General features: G+C 69.6%; 14 protein-coding genes. 6 read left to right on the top strand and 8 right to left on the bottom strand.

Annotated elements, in window-relative coordinates; translation table 11 throughout:
• Positions 1-25: 25 nt before the first annotated feature.
• Entirely contained in the window at positions 26-943 is a 918-nt protein-coding gene (locus FJV46_RS06775; RefSeq protein ID WP_087025534.1) for an SDR family oxidoreductase, read from the bottom strand.
• A gap of 352 nt (positions 944-1295) precedes the next feature.
• Between FJV46_RS06775 and FJV46_RS06770 the strand changes: the two genes are divergently transcribed.
• The 3 genes from FJV46_RS06770 to FJV46_RS06760 all read left to right on the top strand — a co-directional run bounded on the left by FJV46_RS06770 (position 1296) and on the right by FJV46_RS06760 (position 3973).
• Entirely contained in the window at positions 1296-2135 is an 840-nt protein-coding gene (locus FJV46_RS06770) for an SDR family oxidoreductase (protein WP_087025530.1), read from the top strand.
• Between the two features lie 22 nt (positions 2136-2157).
• The gene (locus tag FJV46_RS06765) at positions 2158-2775 is read left to right on the top strand and encodes a flavin reductase family protein (RefSeq protein ID WP_331852769.1); all 618 of its coding nucleotides are present in this window, start codon (positions 2158-2160) and stop codon (positions 2773-2775) included.
• Between the two features lie 115 nt (positions 2776-2890).
• The gene (locus FJV46_RS06760; protein ID WP_126130651.1) at positions 2891-3973 is read left to right on the top strand and encodes a fatty acid desaturase family protein; all 1083 of its coding nucleotides are present in this window, start codon (positions 2891-2893) and stop codon (positions 3971-3973) included.
• 36 nt (positions 3974-4009) lie between these two features.
• On the opposite strand, the gene FJV46_RS06755 is transcribed toward FJV46_RS06760, so the two are convergent.
• Together FJV46_RS06755 and FJV46_RS06750 are read right to left on the bottom strand one after the other, a co-directional pair.
• Positions 4010-5416: an FtsX-like permease family protein gene (locus FJV46_RS06755; RefSeq protein ID WP_232008516.1), complete on the bottom strand. Its 1407-nt coding sequence runs from the start codon at positions 5414-5416 to the stop codon at positions 4010-4012.
• Complete coding sequence (locus FJV46_RS06750; protein WP_087028734.1) at positions 5413-6171, bottom strand: ABC transporter ATP-binding protein; 759 nt, start codon at positions 6169-6171, stop codon at positions 5413-5415. Before FJV46_RS06750 ends, FJV46_RS06755 begins: the two co-directional genes overlap by 4 nt.
• Positions 6172-6366: 195 nt before the next feature.
• On the opposite strand from FJV46_RS06750, the gene FJV46_RS06745 reads away from it, so the two are divergent.
• Positions 6367-6606: a zinc-ribbon domain-containing protein gene (locus tag FJV46_RS06745; protein ID WP_087028736.1), complete on the top strand. Its 240-nt coding sequence runs from the start codon at positions 6367-6369 to the stop codon at positions 6604-6606.
• A 10-nt stretch (positions 6607-6616) separates the two neighbouring features.
• On the opposite strand, the gene FJV46_RS06740 is transcribed toward FJV46_RS06745, so the two are convergent.
• A complete protein-coding gene (locus FJV46_RS06740; RefSeq protein ID WP_087028737.1) occupies positions 6617-7465 on the bottom strand; it encodes an HpcH/HpaI aldolase/citrate lyase family protein in 849 nt (282 codons plus the stop codon).
• A gap of 276 nt (positions 7466-7741) precedes the next feature.
• On the opposite strand from FJV46_RS06740, the gene FJV46_RS06735 reads away from it, so the two are divergent.
• Positions 7742-9382 carry a thiamine pyrophosphate-binding protein gene (locus tag FJV46_RS06735; protein ID WP_087028739.1) on the top strand — a complete coding sequence of 547 codons (1641 nt, stop codon included), beginning with the start codon at positions 7742-7744 and terminating at the stop codon, positions 9380-9382.
• A gap of 19 nt (positions 9383-9401) precedes the next feature.
• Positions 9402-9836, top strand: coding sequence for a VOC family protein (locus FJV46_RS06730; protein ID WP_087028741.1), 435 nt, complete (start codon positions 9402-9404; stop codon positions 9834-9836).
• A gap of 13 nt (positions 9837-9849) precedes the next feature.
• On the opposite strand, the gene paaK is transcribed toward FJV46_RS06730, so the two are convergent.
• The 4 genes from paaK to FJV46_RS06710 all read right to left on the bottom strand — a co-directional run bounded on the left by paaK (position 9850) and on the right by FJV46_RS06710 (position 15420).
• Complete coding sequence (gene paaK / locus FJV46_RS06725; RefSeq protein ID WP_087028743.1) at positions 9850-11178, bottom strand: phenylacetate--CoA ligase PaaK; 1329 nt, start codon at positions 11176-11178, stop codon at positions 9850-9852.
• 43 nt (positions 11179-11221) lie between these two features.
• Entirely contained in the window at positions 11222-12586 is a 1365-nt protein-coding gene (locus tag FJV46_RS06720) for an MFS transporter (protein ID WP_087028744.1), read from the bottom strand.
• Positions 12587-12767: 181 nt separating this feature from the next.
• A complete protein-coding gene (locus tag FJV46_RS06715; protein WP_087028746.1) occupies positions 12768-13502 on the bottom strand; it encodes an IclR family transcriptional regulator in 735 nt (244 codons plus the stop codon).
• A gap of 1 nt (position 13503) precedes the next feature.
• A complete protein-coding gene (locus tag FJV46_RS06710; protein WP_087028747.1) occupies positions 13504-15420 on the bottom strand; it encodes an FAD-binding monooxygenase in 1917 nt (638 codons plus the stop codon).
• Positions 15421-15616: the final 196 nt, after the last annotated feature.

The following is a 15616-nucleotide window of genomic DNA, read 5'->3' as shown; positions in this document are numbered from 1 at the left end:
TTCTCTGTCCACGGGGGGACCGGCGTCAGGGCGTGGGCATCCCGCCGTTGACGTTCAGGGTCTCCCCGATCACGTAGCTCGCCTCGGAGGACGCCAGGAACACATAGGCAGGCGCCAACTCGGTCGGCTGGCCGGCACGGCCCAGCGGGGTGGACTTGCCGAACTCGGGCAGCGCCTCCGCGGGCTGGCCGCCCGAGGGCTGCAGCGGCGTCCAGATGGGGCCGGGAGCCACCGCGTTGACGCGGATGCCCTTGGGCGCCAGCTGCTGCGCGAGCCCCTTGGTGAAGTTGTTGATCGCAGCCTTGGTGCTCGCATAGTCCACGAGCGTGGGCGAGGGCTCGTACGCCTGGATGGAGGTCGAGTTGATGATCGCCGATCCGGGCTGGAGATGCTTGAGAGCTTCCTTGGTCACGCGGAAGAACGAGTAGATGTTGGTCTTGAACGTGTGGTCGAGCTGTTCGTCGGACAGCTCCTCGAGGGACTCGACCGCCACCTGCTTGCCTGCGTTGTTCACGAGGATGTCGAGGCCACCGAGGCCGTCGACGGCCTGCTGCACCAGCGAGGTGCAGTAGTCCGGGTCCTTGAGGTCACCGGGGATGCAGACGGCGGTGCGGCCCTCCGCCTCGATGATGCCCTTGACCACCTGCGCGTCCTCTTCCTCCTCGGGGAGGTAGGACAGGGCGACGTCGGCCCCCTCGCGCGCGTAGGCGATGGCGACGGCCGCACCGATCCCGGAGTCGGAGCCCGTGATGAGCGCCTTGCGGCCCACGAGTCGTCCGGTGCCGCGGTAGGAGGTCTCCCCGCGGTCTGCCTTGATGCTCAGATCCGCCTCGAGGCCGGGCTCGGGCGTCTGCTCGGCTGGGGGCGAGATGCTCTCGAACCTCGACACGGGGTTCTGGAAGGTGTACTGGTCGGTCGATCCTGTCGTGCTGTCGGAGGTCATAGGTGTTCTCCCTGTACAGAATGCGTGTCCCGGGGCGCAGCGCCACCGGGAAGGACGGGCTCGGGAAAGCTAAGCCTGCTTACCACCCTAGGGCCAGGAGGCGAGAGCGGACAACCCGGGACGCGGGTCGGGAGGGGAAGCGTGGACGGAACGATCAGAAGACGACGGAGAAGAAGCCCGCGCCGATGCTCAGTACCATCGCCGCGACGACGAGCCAGACGATCGGGGTGCGGAGCCGGCGCATGTGTTCCATAGTGCGGCCAGTCTAACGGGCGCACGGGGCCGGGCAGCCTGCGCCCGGCGCCACCCGGTCCACGGGAATTATCCCGGTCCGTCCATGGCTGGGACGGGTATGGAACAGCGCATCGCGGTCACGGGATACACCGGAACGGTCGGCGGCGGCGTCGCCCGCATCCTCGCGGGGGAAGGCGTGCCGCTGGTGCTGCCGGTACGCGCACCCGAGCGGGCGCGGCCCCTGCCCGGGGCCGAGGTCCGCCGCACCACGTACGCGGATGTCGGCGCCTCTGTGAAGGCACTGGAGGGTGTGGACATCCTGCTGATGGTGTCGGCCGCCGAGGAAGCCGATCGCGTCGCCACGCACCGTGCATTCATCGATGCAGCAGCCGAGGCGGGCGTGCAGCACGTCGTGTACACCTCCTTCCTCGGCGCCGCACCGGACGCCGCCTTCCTCCTCGGGCGCGATCACTGGCACACCGAGGAGCACCTCCGCAGCTCCGGGATGGCCTGGACGTTCCTCCGCGACAACCTGTATCTCGACGCCGTGCCGGGCCTCGCCGAGAACGGCGTCATCCGCGGTCCCGCCGGCACGGGGAGGCTCTCCGCCGTCGCGCAGGCCGATGTCGTCCGGGCCGGGGCTGCCGTGCTGCGCGCACCCGGCGAGCACGCCGGCAAGGCGCACGATCTCACGGGACCCGAGGCCTTCACCCTGGCGGAGGCGGCAGCCACCCTCTCCGAGCTCACGCCGCACACCGTGCGATTCGAGAACCAGACCCATGAGGAGGCCGTGGCCTCCCGAGCGGAGCACGGCGCGCCCGACTGGCAGGTCGAGGCCTGGATCAGCACCTACACGGCGATCGCCCGCGGCGAGATGGACAGAATGTCGGACGACGTCGAACGCCTCACCGGCCGGCAACCGCTCGGCCTTCGCGACCTGCTGTCCGGCGAAGGCTAGGCTGGACGAGATGCGCAGGAATGTGAGCCCCGATCCGACGTCGAGCCGTGCCTTCTACTCGTTCCTGACCTCCGTGGTGGTCCCGCGACCCATCGCCTGGGTGTCCTCGACCTCGGCGGACGGCGTCGACAACCTGGCGCCGCACTCGTTCTTCACCATCGCCTCGGTCAACCCGCCGATCGTCCAGTTCACCTCGGTGGGCCGCAAGGACTCGGTCCGCAACATTGAGGCGACGGGCGAGTTCGTGGTCAACTTCACCCCGGAGGACCTCTTCGAGGCGGTCAACGCGACCGGGACGGACTTCCCGCCGGACGTCAGCGAATTCGACGCCGCGGGTCTCACCCGCGAGCCGAGTGCCACGGTGGGTCCACCGCGGGTGCTCGAGTCACCCGTGGCCCTCGAGTGCCGGCTGCATCTCCTGCAGGACATGGGGAACTGCACGCTCGTCTTCGGCGAGGTGATCCACGCGGTGGTCTCGGAGGAGATGCTCGACGGCGACCTCCCGGCGATCGACGCGCTGAAACCCCTCTCCCGGCTCGGACGCAACGAATGGGGGACGGCGGGCACCATCCGGGACATCACCCGCATCCCCTTCAGGGATTGGCCGGGCCACTACGACGCCGCGGAACCGGCATCCTGAGCTGCCGCCCATCCCGCACAGCTACTCTCCAGTGTGCTCCCGTAGAATGGGGGCATCTGCGGGTTAGCACCCCATCCCGGGCTGGGAAGCCGACCGCGAGCCTCCAGGACCCCCATTGAGCATTACTGCCGCACCGCGCACCGTTCGCATCTCGAAGCCGAACGACGTCGTCGCCTCCTACTCGGTCCTGCTGAAGCAGGTCCGCAAGGAGGGCCTGCTGACCCGCCGACGCCGTTTCTACGTCTCCGTGTTCGCGCTGCTGGCCCTGGCCATGGGAGCGGCGTGGACGGGCTTCGCCCTCCTCGGGGACACGTGGTTCCAGCTCCTCATCGCGGCGGTCCTCGGCGTGGTCCTGACCCAGGTGGCGTTCCTCGCCCACGAGGCCTCCCACCGCCAGATCTTCAAGACCCGCGGGGCCAACGACTGGTCCGGCCGCATCCTCGCCGCCGGCGTCGTCGGAATCAGCTACGCCTGGTGGATGGACAAGCACACCCGCCACCACAACGACCCCAACACCAAGGGTAAGGACCCGGACATCGAGGTGGACACCATCTCCTTCCTCGAGGAGGACGCCGCGAAAGCCACGGGCATCCAGGCCTGGATCACACGCCGCCAGGGCTACCTCTTCTTCCCGCTGCTCACCATGGAGGGCATCAACCTCCACGCCCGATCGATCAGCACGCTCTTCGCCCGCCGCACCATCAAGGGCCGCTGGGTGGAACTCGCGCTCCTCGGGGCACGCTTCGGCGCCTACCTCGGCGTCCTGTTCTGGTTCCTGCCCGTCGGCATGGCCTTCGCGTTCCTCGGGGTCCAGCTGGCCGTGTTCGGCATCTACATGGGTGCAAGCTTCGCCCCGAACCACAAGGGCATGCCCGTGGTACCCAGGGACAGCACGCTCGACTTCTTCCAGAAGCAGGTCCTCACCTCACGCAACATCCGCGGCGGCTCGTTCGTGAACAACGCCTTCGGCGGACTGAACTTCCAGATCGAGCACCACCTCTTCCCCGACATGCCGCGCCCGCACCTGCGCCGCGCAGCCGTGATCGTCCGCGAGCACTGCGAGCGCCTGCGCGTCCCCTACACCGAAGTAGGAGTCGCCGCCTCCTACGGCGCCGTCATCTCCTACCTCAACCGGGTAGGACTCGCCGCCCGCGACCCGTTCGACTGCCCCATGATCAACCGCTACCGCCGACCCTGACACCCGCCCCTGCCCGGCGCGGGCAACGGGATGCACCTACAGAGCCGCGGAGGGATTCCGGAGGATGTGGGTGAGGACCGGTCGGGTGGCGCGAAGCCCGACGACCACCAGGCCGATCCCTCCGGCGAGGCACCCGATGATCACGGCCACGGACAGCGGGGCGAAGATCAGAGCCAGGCCGGCGAGCGGAAGAGCGACGACGACGGCCGTCAGCGCACTGCCGATCGACACCACGAGCAGCGGGAACAGGACGGCCCTCGTCCGTGCGGCGTTCATGGTCTCCACGGGCATCCCGAGCCGGTCGAGGCTGACGTAGAGATCCCGACGGTCGAGCAGGAGCGAGGCCTGGGTGATGCCCGCGGAGCAGGCGACCATCAGGAACGACGCGACGATCGTGATCAGGACACCCGTGCGGACGTCGTCGCCGAGGTAGCGTTCGCTGCCCCCGAGCGGGCCGGCCGAGTTCATCAAAGCCGCTCCCGTTCCACCGAAGACCGCCATGAAGCACGTCATGGCCACGCCGCTGACCTGGCGCCAGGCGGCTTTCGGTGAGTCGAGGATCTGGCGTCCAGCGAGGAGCCGTTCCGGGGTCCGCGCCGACCGGACCTGACGCCGCGCGAGTACCCCGATGATCCACGGACCGACCAGGTTCAGTACACCGAGCGCGCCCCCGAAACCCACACCGAGCACCACGACGACGGTCGCGAAATCCTGTGCACCGCCGACATTCCCCATGACAACGGCCACGAGGGCGATGACACCCAGGGCCACGACGGCCCTCAGCCAGTGGAGCCGGGGGGCCTGCTGCCGTGTTCTGACACCCAGTGGCGAGATCACGATCCGCCGCAGGCCGAGGACCGAGCTCCCAGCAGCGAGCGCCACGACGCCGAGGGCCACCAGTACGAGCGGCCCGGGCCCCATCCACACCGCGCTGCCGAGGGGCTCACCGCGGAAGGGGATGAGCTGCACGAGGGGCAGGAGCAGGAGGTGACCGATGATTCCCGCGAGCACCCCCGCAGCGGCGAGCATCATCGATTCGGCAACCGTCATGACGGCGACGGTCGAGGCCGGTGCGCCGAGCAGCCGCAGGGTCGCGAGGCGTTCGTCCCGCCGTCGGGCCGAGAGCCGCGCCGCAGAACCGCCGAGGGTCAGGAGCGGTACGACGAGCAGGGCCGTCGCGATGGCGGCGAGTGCGAGGTAGAGCTGCCCGGTTTCGTCCTGCCACTGGAAGAAGGAGAGTCCGCCGGCGACGACGGTGAGCAGGAGTGCGGTGACGAGCGCGAAGGCCGTGACGGGCAGCGCGGAGGCGGACAGGCCGGTGGCCGATGGTCTCGCGAGCATCCACGCGAGGCGGAGGGGAACACCGACGGGGATCCGGTGGGGTCGCGGTGAGGCCGTACCGCGACCAGGGGGCGACGTCGGCAGGGCCGGGGCCGCGCTCACGCCACGGCTCCTGCGGCTGGGGACAGCGAATCGCTGACGATGCGCCCGTCGCGGAGGCGGACAGTGCGTGCGCACCGCCGGGCGACGTCGTCGTCGTGCGTGACGACCACGAGCGTCTTGCCCGTTCCGGTGGTCGAACGGAGCAGGATGTCCATGACCTCGGCGGACGTACCGGAGTCGAGGGCGCCGGTGGGTTCGTCCGCAAAGATGACACTCGCGCCGGAGACCTGGGCGCGGGCGATCGCGACACGCTGGGCCTGACCGCCGGAGAGCTGGCCCACCCGTCGGTCCTCCATCCCGGCGAGCCCCAGGGCAGCGAGCCACTGGGCTGCCGAATGCTCCGCGCTGGAGCGGTCGACCCCCAGCAGCATGAGCGCGACGGCGACGTTCTCGAGGGCCGTGAGCTCGGGGATGAGCAGGCCCTGCTGGAACACGAACCCGAAAGTGGAGCGGCGGAGGGCGGACCGCTCGCGGTCGTCCAATCGGGCGATGTCGGTGGTGCCGCCGTCGAGCTGAAGGAGTACCTGGCCGGTGTCGGGCGTGATGATGCCCGCGAGGCAATGCAGAAGGGTCGTCTTGCCGCCGCCCGACGGACCCATGACCGCGACGGATTCGCCGGCATGGACATTGAGGCTGAGGTCGGTCAGGGCTCGCGTGGCGTCGTAGGACTTGGTGAGGCCGCGTGCGCCGAGGACGGCGGGGCCGGGAACGTGGGAAGGGGCGGGCGGGGGTGTGCCGTGCTGGAAGGAGGTCATGCCTCCATGCTTCCGGTGAGGGCCGGGTGCTCGCGTCGGGCCCGGGGCTGATCCGCAGGGCCCCAGCTCATCCTGTGGCGGGAGGCGCCGCTCGGCCGCACGTCGGATGAGGCACCCCCCAGGCGGAAACGCAAGGACCCGCGAATGGCCCGCGGGCCCCCGACGGCTCCGTACCCGACTCGCTACCGTGAAGGAATGTTCTTCCTCTTCGGCCTCACCACGCGCGAGCAGCTCCAGTTCACCGGGCAGTCCTCCTGCCGCTACTGCGGGCAGTTCGCCCCCCAGCAGGTGGTGCAGCGGAAGACGAAGCTCTCGGTGTTCTTCATCCCGCTCCTCACACTCAGGCGGACGCGGCTCCAGCGGTGCACCCGGTGCGGAGGAACGTCCCGCATCAGCGGCTCCGAGCAGCGGGCCCTCGCGTCCGCGGCGTTCTGACGCGGAGGGTCTAGGCGTTCCAGAGGCCGTACGAATCGGCGAGCGAGGAGATCTTCTGCGCCCGTGCCAGGCGCGGCAGGTAGGAGCCGTCGCCCACCACGGCACCGGCGGCATGCTCGCGCAGGAGCTCCGACGCCCAGTTGATCTCGGACTCGCTGGGCGACAGGCCGCGGTTGATGGTGTCGGTCGCGTCCGTCAGCAGGCACAGCTTCCCGGTCATGCCCATGGACGCGGTGACCTTGCATGCCTCGAGCAGGTCGTCGCCGAGGGCGCCGACGGTGGGGCCGTCGATCGGACCGGGCAGCTGCCCGACACGGGACGCCACCACGAGCTTGGACCTCGCGTAGGCGAGCGCCATCGGGTCGTCGGACGCGCCCGTGTCGCGGCGGAAGTCACCGACACCGAAGGCGAGGCGGAAGGTGCCGGGAGCGCTCGCGATCGCCGTCGCGTTCTCGATGCCGAGCGCGGACTCGACGAGCGCGAGGACCGGGGTGCCGGCCTGCAACCGCATGGCCGTGTGCGTGACCTGCTCCGGCTTCTCCGTCATGGCCAGCATGACTCCGCGGAGGCCCGGCGCCTTGGACAGGGCTGCGAGGTCGTCCGCCCAGTAGTCGGTCTCGATGCCGTTCACCCGGACCCACGCCGTCATACCGGTGGACAGGGCCTCCACCACGCGCTCGCGTGCCTCCGCCTTGCCCGTCGCGGGGACGGCGTCCTCCATGTCGAACACCACGGAGTCGGCCTCGGAGGTGAGGGCGGGGATGAAGTTGTCCTCGGAAGCAGCGGAGGCCAGGAGCCAGGATCGGGAGAGCTTGGCGGGAAGCGCGGCGGCGCGGCTGTTTCTGAGGGAAGTGGCCATGGTCAAACAGTACTGAGGACTGCTGCGCATTATCCACCGGAGACGCCCACCGGGCCGTGAACACTACGACCAAATGTGCGCCGAGGACGGTCGGCCGACGGCGGACAGGTCCGCTATAGTGGCGACGTCGGACGCCTTCTGCGCGTCGTGCCTGCAAAAGAGGCAATAAGGGCCGTGCAGCCCGAGGCACATACGGACTCCACCCACCAGACTCCGGGGTGACCGTGTGCAACCTCCCGCTGCCACCGCCGGACGTTCATCCCGGAAAGACCTCCGATGCCTACCGTCTCCGCACGTATCGTGTCCGCGCTCCAGCCCGTCGCCGCCGAGGTATTCGGTGTCATGGGAAACGGCAATGCCCACTTCCTCGACGCCGTCATGGCGGTACCGGAAGCCTTCCACTACACCGCAGTCCGGCACGAGGCGGGCGCCGTCGCCGCCGCGGACGCCTACTATCGGGCCCGCGGCCGGCTGGCCGTCGCGACGACCACCTACGGCGCCGGTTTCACCAACGCCCTGACCCCGCTGGCTGAAGCAGCACAGGCCGGCATCCCCCTCGTCCTCGTGGTCGGGGACGCGCCGACCACCGGCCCCCGCCCCTGGGACGTCGACCAGGTCCAGATGGCGAAAGCACTGGGCGTCACCACATTCACCGTCTCGGCCACACGCCCGCTCGAGGTCACCGCGCAGGCCTTCGACCACGCACTGCACCATCGCGAGCCGGTGGTCCTCGCGATTCCCTACGATCTCGCGGCCGTCGACGCGGCGGAGGAAGCCGCACCCGTGCAGGCCCCGCCGCCCGCCCTCCACCAGCCGGCCCCCGACGACGTCGAGCAGGTGGCGGCTCTGCTGTCCGCTGCGGAACGGCCGCTGGTCCTCGCCGGACGTGGCGCCTGGCTCAGTGGCGCGCGCGACGCCGCCCGCGGGCTCGCGCAACGGACCGGCGCGCTCCTCGCCACGTCGGGTCTCGGCGCCGGCCTCTTCGGGGACGACGACGCGGCGCTGGGTATCGCCGGCGGCTGGGCCTCGGACCGCACAGCGGACCTCATTGCGCAGGCCGACGTCGTCCTCGTGCTCGGCGCCGGCCTGAATCAGTTCACCACCCGGTTCGGCCACGCCTTCCACGCCGGCGCGCACGTCATCCAGGTGGATGTCGCCGCCGCGTCGACCTCCCCCGTCGTCACCCGTTTCGTGCGTGCGGACGCGAGGACCGCCGCCGAGGCGCTCCTCGCCGTTCTGCCTGCTCGGCAGCACGACCGCTGGCGGGACGCCGTGGACTCGAGGAATGCGCACGCTGCGCGGCCCGACGGCGACGCACTGGCCCCCGACGGCCGGCTCGATCCGCGCAGCCTCTGCCGGGTGCTCGACAGGCTGCTGCCGGAGGACCGGGCAGTCGTCCAGGACGGCGGGCACTTCATCGGCTGGGCGCCGGGCTACCTGCGCGTCCCGGCACCGAACCGCCTGATCATGGTGGGAACGGCCTACCAGACCATCGGCCTCGGATTCCCCAGCGCGGTCGGCGCCGCGCGGGCGTTGCCGGACCAGACCCTCGTCCTCTGCACAGGTGACGGCGGTGGTCTCATGGCCCTCGCCGACCTCGACTCGTTCATCCGGACCGCACGCCGGGCGGTCATCGTCGTCTTCAACGACGCGGCCTACGGCGCGGAGATCCACCAGTACGCGGTGCGCGGCATCCACTCCGGCCCCATGATGATCGACGAGGTGGACTTCGCCGCACTGGCCTCCGCCCTCGGGGCGACCGGCACGAGCATCAGGACTCTCGAGGACCTCGACGGTGTGGCCGACTGGCTGGCGTCCGACGACGACGGCGTGCTGCTGCTCGACTGCAAGGTCTCGCAGCAGGTCGTGGCCCCGTACATGCAGGAGATCGTGGCGGTCGCGGCCGGCGCGAAGTAGACAGGGCTAGGCTGGGCGCATGACGCGTGTGAAGCAGGTGCAGGTGACCTTCGACTGCGCCGATCCGCGCGCCGTCTCGGAGTTCTGGAAGGCCGCCCTCGGGTACGTGGACCCTCCCGTGCCACCCGGTTTCGACTCCTGGGACGCCTTCGACGCCTCCCTGCCCGAGAATCGACGGGGCTCGATGTCGGCCTGCCAGGACCCCGACGAAATCGGCCCCCGCCTCTTCTTCCAGCGGGTGCCCGAGCCGAAGTCGGTGAAGAACCGGGTGCACCTGGACGTGCGCGTCGGGACCGGGCTGCGCGGCGACGAACGCGTCGCCGCACTGGAGGCCGAGTCCACCCGGCTGGTTGCGCTGGGCGCGCGCCGGCTGCACCTCCTGCCGGCGGACGACGAGGACGAGGCGTGCCTCGTCATGCAGGACGTCGAGGGCAACGAGTTCTGCCTCGACTGACGCCGCCCCGGCGTCAGCCTCGGGGGCGGAGGTCGTAGATGCGCCGCAGTTTTCCGCTGGAGCGGACCAGCGAACCCTGCTCGACGATCCGGACCGCACAGGTGGAGCCGATGTGCGTCTTGATGCGGTGCTGCAGTTCCTGCGCGGCGGCCGCTCCGTCCGCGCCACCGACGCCGTCGCGCAGCTCGATGTTGATGGTCAGCTGGTCCATGCGCTGACCCTCGGGCCGGGTCAGCTCGAGCTGGAAATGCGGGCTGAGCGCAGGGATGGCCAGGGCCAGCTCCTCGACCTGCGTGGGGAAGAGGTTCACCCCGCGGACGATCACCATGTCGTCGCTGCGGCCCGTGATGCGCTCCATCCGCCGCATGCCCGGACGGGCGGTGCCCGGCAGCAGGCGCGTGAGGTCGTGCGTGCGGTAGCGGATGATCGGCAGCGCCTCCTTGGTGAGCGAGGTGAAGACGAGCTCACCGGCGGCGCCGTCGCCGAGCACGGTCTCCGTGAAGGGGTCGATGATCTCCGGGCGGAAATGGTCCTCCCAGACGTGCGAGCCGTCCTTGGATTCCACGCACTCCCCCGCGACGCCGGGGCCCATGACCTCCGACAGGCCGTAGATGTCGCAGGCGTCGAATCCCATGCGCCCCTCGAGCTCCTGCCGCATGCCCTCCGTCCAGGGCTCGGCCCCGAGCACGGCGGTCTTCAACGACGTCGAGCGCGGGTCGATCCCCGCCTCGGCCATCGCGTCCAGGATGGTCAGCAGGTAGGTGGGCGTGGCCAGGATGGCGTCAGGCTCGAAGTCCCGGATGAGCTGCACCTGCCGCTCGGTCTGCCCACCCGAGATCGGGATGACGGTGCAGCCGAGGCGCTCGGCGCCCGCGTGGGCGCCGAGCCCCCCGGTGAACAGTCCGTACCCGTATGCGTTGTGGACCTTCCAGCCCGCCTGCACCCCCGAGGCCCGCAGGGAGCGCGCCACGAGGGACGCCCACCGCGCCAGGTCCCCGGCCGTGTAGCCGACGACGGTCGGCTGTCCCGTGGTGCCCGACGACGCATGCACCCGTGCCACCTGCGCCTGCGGCACGGCGAACATGCCGAACGGATAGGTGCTGCGGAGGTCTTCCTTGGTGGTGAAGGGGAAGATCGCCAGATCCGACAGCGATCGCAGATCCGCCGGGCGCACTCCGGCGTCGTCGAACTTCCGCCGGTAGAGGGGCACGTTCTCGTAGGCGTGCCGCAGCGTCCACTGCAGCCTCTCGAGCTGCACGGACTCGACCTGGTCCCGCGACCAGGTCTCCTCGGCGTCGAGGGTCGAGGGATCGGCCGCCGCGGCCCGCAGGGTGGTGTTCATGGTGCTCCTCAGCAGTGCGAGAGTGGTGGACGCGAACCGCGGCTCAGGTGTGGCCGACCGGACTCTGTACTGCCGGCTCCTCACCGGCCTCGAGCGGTACGCCCCTGGTTTCCTTCACGAGTGTGGCTCCGATGAAGGAGATGACGCAGAGCCCCATGATGTAGAGGCTGATGGAACCCGACCACTGGGTCCCCCGCAGGAGAGCTTCCGCGATCAACGGAGCGAACGCACCGCCGAGGATCGCACCGAGGGCGTAGCCGATCCCGATGCCGGAGTACCGGACGTTGGCGGGGAACATCTCCGCATACATCGCGGACATGGGCCCGTAGGACAGACCGAGGCCGATCGTCAGGACGAAGATGCCGATCCCGTAGGCCCAGATGTTGCGGGTGTCGATGAGCAGGAACAGCGGGATCATCCAGACGAAGATGAGTCCGTAGCCGATCTGGAAGGTGCGCACGCGTCCGATGCGGTCCGACAGGATGCCGCCGTAGAGCGTGAAGATCAGCCAGCCGAACGCCGCCAGGAGCGTTGCGAGCAGGACCGGTGCGGCCGGCATCCCGAGGACGCGCTGGGCGTAGGACGAGAGGAAGGCGATGACGAGGTAGCCGGCGGCGTTGTTGCCGATGAAGATCACCGCAGCGAGGATGACCTGCTTCTTGTTGGTCTGCAGCAGGTTGCGCAGGGGCGTCGCCGTCTCGCGCTTGCGTTCGATCATGCGCTTGAAGACGGGGCTCTCGGCGACGGCGGACCGGATGAAGTAGCCCACGACGATCAGGACCACCGACAGCAGGAAGGGGATGCGCCAGCCCCACTCGAGGAAGGCCTCGGGGGACATCGAGCTGCGCAGCACGAACAGGACGAAGGTCGCGAGGATCATGCCGACGGGCACGCCGATCTGCGGATACGCGCCCCAGAAGCCGCGCTTGGTGACGGGAGCGTGCTCGACGGCCATGAGGGCCGCGCCGCCCCACTCGCCGCCGGCGGAGAAGCCCTGCAGGACGCGCAGCAGCATCAGGAGGATCGGTGCCCACACGCCGATCTGCGCGTAGGTGGGCAGGAGCCCGATCAGGGCCGTCGCGGACCCCATGAGGATGAGCGTGAAGACCAGCATGGCCTTGCGGCCGATCTTGTCACCGAGCCTGCCCGCGATCACGGCACCGAGGGGTCGGAAGAAGAAGCTGATGCCGATCGTGGCCCAGGCCACGATCGGCGCGAGCCCCGTGCTCTCCTCCTCGAGCGGACCGAAGTAGAGGGTCGCGAAGACGATGCCCGCGGCCTGCGCGAAGATGAAGAAGTCGTACCACTCGATCGTGGTGCCGACCATCGTGCCCGCGAGGACCCTGCGGTCCTGCGAACTCATGCGGGAGCCGGTGCCCGATTGCGGCCGCTCTGGTGCCAGTGCCATGAAAAACTCCTTTGTCTTCCGGTGTGTGGTGCAGGTGATCGCGGGGCGCCGGCGCGGCAGTGGAAGCTTGGCCGGTGGTCGGTGCCCCACACATTACCGAACGATCGTTCATTAGGTAATGACGATAGGCGACGCGGCCGTTTGTGACGCGCGTCATGGTCTCGTGGGCCGGGTCGTCGGGTCAGAGGAGCGCTCCGACGGCGCTGGCGGCCCGTGCCACGCGCTGCCCGATCTCCTCGGCGGGAACGTCGCTGCGAACGTAGACGACGGCGATCGCGGCGGGCAGCTGCCCCCGGACCAGGATGGGGGCAGCGATGGAACTGACCCCGGGAATGACTTCGTCGTGGCTTCCCGCGAATCCGGTGACCGCAGCCGCCCGTGATTCCTCACGGTAGGGCTGACCAGGGACCAACTGATTCCACTCCGCCTCGGTCAGCGCCGACTGGATGGCGATGCCCGGGGCCCCGGCGTCGAACCGGTGCCGCGACCCGGGCCGCTGCACGATGGCCCCTTCACCCTGCGGTGGCTCGACGGCGACCAGCGTGACGCAGTGGCTGCGGTCCCAGACGGCGACGAAGGCCGTCATCCGCAGGTCGGCCGCGAGCGCGGTGAGTTCTGGCAGGGCCGCGGTCTGCAGGCGCGGAGCGACTCCCCGTGCCAGATTCGCGAGTCCGGGCCCGGCGAGGAAGCGCCCACCCGGATCACGGATCACGAGGGAGTGCTCCTCGAGCGTCCTGAGGATCCGGTAGGCGATGGAGCGGTGGACGCCGAGCTCCTCCGCCACCTGCACCGTCGTCCTGCCGTCCGGCGCATCGGCGAGGATCTCCAGTGCACGGATGCCGCGGGAGAGCGTCTGGGATGCCGGGGGCGTCGCACCCCCTGTGGACGCCGTCCGCTCTGTCACCTCGGTGCCCATGTCAGGCGAAGGCCCGGCGGTGGCGGGGCCCGGACGAGGTGCCCAGCAGCGGGGAGAAGAAGGCGGCGAGGCCTGCCGTGTCGGTCAACGGCAGCACGTGGGCCACGTACTGGTCGGGGCGCACGACGACGACGACGCCGCCCCGATCCACGCCCCGCACGTCGAAGATGTCGGAGCCGGGGTCCGCGGCGTAGACCTTCTCGTAGTCGGTCAAGCCAAAAGGCCCGACGGCAGGCGTGAACAGGGCAGGTACGCGGGTGATGTCGACCCGTGTGTGGTCCTGCTGGTAGACCACCTTGAGATCGAACCAGGCATCACCGTCGAGGCCGGCCGGCGTCGCCCCCAGCGGTGAATCCGCCGCCGAGTCCAGCCAGTCCGCGAGCGATGCGACGCCGGATGCAGTACCGGACCCGGCCTGGTCGGCGAAGACGTAGATGCGCCAGCGGCCGTCGGCCGTGGCATGGTGGCCGAGCTGCAGGGGGACGCCGTCGCACACCCGGATCACGGGCGCGGACTTGAAGCGCTTGCCGATCGGGTATCCCACGGCCAGACCCTGGTGCTCATCGCCGGCAACCAGCAGGGAGCGCTGGTACTGCGTCATGAAGCCCGCGGGGAACTCCGCGGTGCGCACGTAGAAGTCCTCGAGTTCCGACGGACTCGCGAACTCCTCCGGCCGCTTCGCCATGAGGGTGGACCACTCCCTGTCGAAGTCGATGAGGTTCTGCGCGACGACCTGCCGCTCCGCGGAGTAGGTCGCGAGCAGTTCCTCGGGGCTGCGGCCCTCGAGCACGTGACCCAGTTTCCAGCCGATGTTGAATCCGTCCTGCATCGAGACGTTCATGCCCTGGCCGGCCTTGGCGCTGTGCGTATGGCAGGCGTCGCCGGTGATGAAGACCCGGGGGGTGCGCGTTCCGCGGTCCTCGGGCAGGACGTCGTCGAACCTGTCGGTGAGACGGTGCCCCACCTCGTAGACGCTGTGCCAGGCGACGTTGCGCACGTCGAGCGTGTAAGGGCTCAGGATGGCGTTCGCCCTGGCGATGATCTGGTCGAGGGTCGTCCGGCGGACCGCGCCGTCGTCGTCCGGCCCCGTCTCGCCGAGGTCCACGTACATCCGGAAGAGGTGACCACCCTCGCGCGGGATCAGCAGGATGCTGCCTCCTTCGCCGGACTGGATGGCGCACTTGCGCCGGATGTCGGGGAAGTCGGTGACGGCGAGGGCGTCCATCACACCCCAGGCGTGGTTGGCCCGGTCCCCGGAGAGCGTGCAGCCGATGGCAGCGCGTACCTTGCTGCGTGCACCGTCCGCCCCCACCACGTACTTCGCCCGCACCCTGCGGGTGGCCCCCTCGTCCCCGCCGGCGGTCCGCTGGAACGTGACCTGCACCGGGTACTCGTGGTGGTCGTCGACCTCCAGACCGACGAACTCGAAGCCGTAGTCGGGCTCCATCCGGGTGGGCGCGTTCTTCATGAACTCGGCGAAGTAGTCGAGCACGCGGGCCTGGTTGACGATCAGGTGCGGGAACTCGCTGATGCCCGCCGGATCGTCCTCGGGACGGGCCGTGCGGATGATGCGCGAGGAGTCCTCGGGGTCGGGCTTCCAGAAGGCCATCTCGACGATCCGGTAGGCCTCGTCCGTGATGCGCTGCGCAAAGCCGAAGGCCTGGAAGGTCTCGACGCTGCGGCCCTGGATGCCGTCCGCCTGGCCGATGGCGAGCCGACCCGGACGGCGTTCGACGATGCGCGTCGTGATGCCGGGGAACTGCGAGAGCTGAGCCGCGGTGATCATTCCCGCGGGTCCCGTCCCGATGATGAGGACGTCGACCACGTCCGGGAGATCCTGCGGGCGGTCGATCCCGACGCCTGCCGCAGGCTGCACGCGGGGATCACCGGAGACGTACCCGTGATGGTGGAACTGCATCGGTATTCCTCACGTCGCTGTGATGGGGCCGTTCGATTATCGAACATGATGTTCTACTATCGTTCGGCGATGGTAGACCCCGACGGCCACGCGCACAAGAAGTGGAGGCGCCGCCGACCACGGCGAGGAACGCGCTCGTGAGCTACGGGGCCGCATGGATCGAGAGCGAAATCAAGGATCAATGAAAGTCGGCGAA

Source organism: Arthrobacter agilis, from assembly GCF_006494655.1.
Classification (GTDB): Bacteria; Actinomycetota; Actinomycetes; order Actinomycetales; family Micrococcaceae; genus Arthrobacter_D; species Arthrobacter_D agilis.
This window is presented reverse-complemented; position numbering and strand designations above follow the sequence as displayed.

Bases quoted from the DNA above. Each gene is read 5' to 3' on its own strand.
- FJV46_RS06775 (WP_087025534.1), bottom strand. From the start codon at position 943: ATGACCTCCGACAGCACGACAGGATCGACCGACCAGTACACCTTCCAG.
- FJV46_RS06770 (WP_087025530.1), top strand. From the start codon at position 1,296: ATGGAACAGCGCATCGCGGTCACGGGATACACCGGAACGGTCGGCGGC.
- FJV46_RS06750 (WP_087028734.1), bottom strand. From the start codon at position 6,171: ATGACCTCCTTCCAGCACGGCACACCCCCGCCCGCCCCTTCCCACGTT.
- FJV46_RS06745 (WP_087028736.1), top strand. From the start codon at position 6,367: ATGTTCTTCCTCTTCGGCCTCACCACGCGCGAGCAGCTCCAGTTCACC.
- FJV46_RS06740 (WP_087028737.1), bottom strand. From the start codon at position 7,465: ATGGCCACTTCCCTCAGAAACAGCCGCGCCGCCGCGCTTCCCGCCAAG.
- FJV46_RS06735 (WP_087028739.1), top strand. From the start codon at position 7,742: ATGCCTACCGTCTCCGCACGTATCGTGTCCGCGCTCCAGCCCGTCGCC.
- FJV46_RS06730 (WP_087028741.1), top strand. From the start codon at position 9,402: ATGACGCGTGTGAAGCAGGTGCAGGTGACCTTCGACTGCGCCGATCCG.
- paaK (WP_087028743.1), bottom strand. From the start codon at position 11,178: ATGAACACCACCCTGCGGGCCGCGGCGGCCGATCCCTCGACCCTCGAC.
- FJV46_RS06720 (WP_087028744.1), bottom strand. From the start codon at position 12,586: ATGGCACTGGCACCAGAGCGGCCGCAATCGGGCACCGGCTCCCGCATG.
- FJV46_RS06715 (WP_087028746.1), bottom strand. From the start codon at position 13,502: ATGGGCACCGAGGTGACAGAGCGGACGGCGTCCACAGGGGGTGCGACG.
- FJV46_RS06710 (WP_087028747.1), bottom strand. From the start codon at position 15,420: ATGCAGTTCCACCATCACGGGTACGTCTCCGGTGATCCCCGCGTGCAG.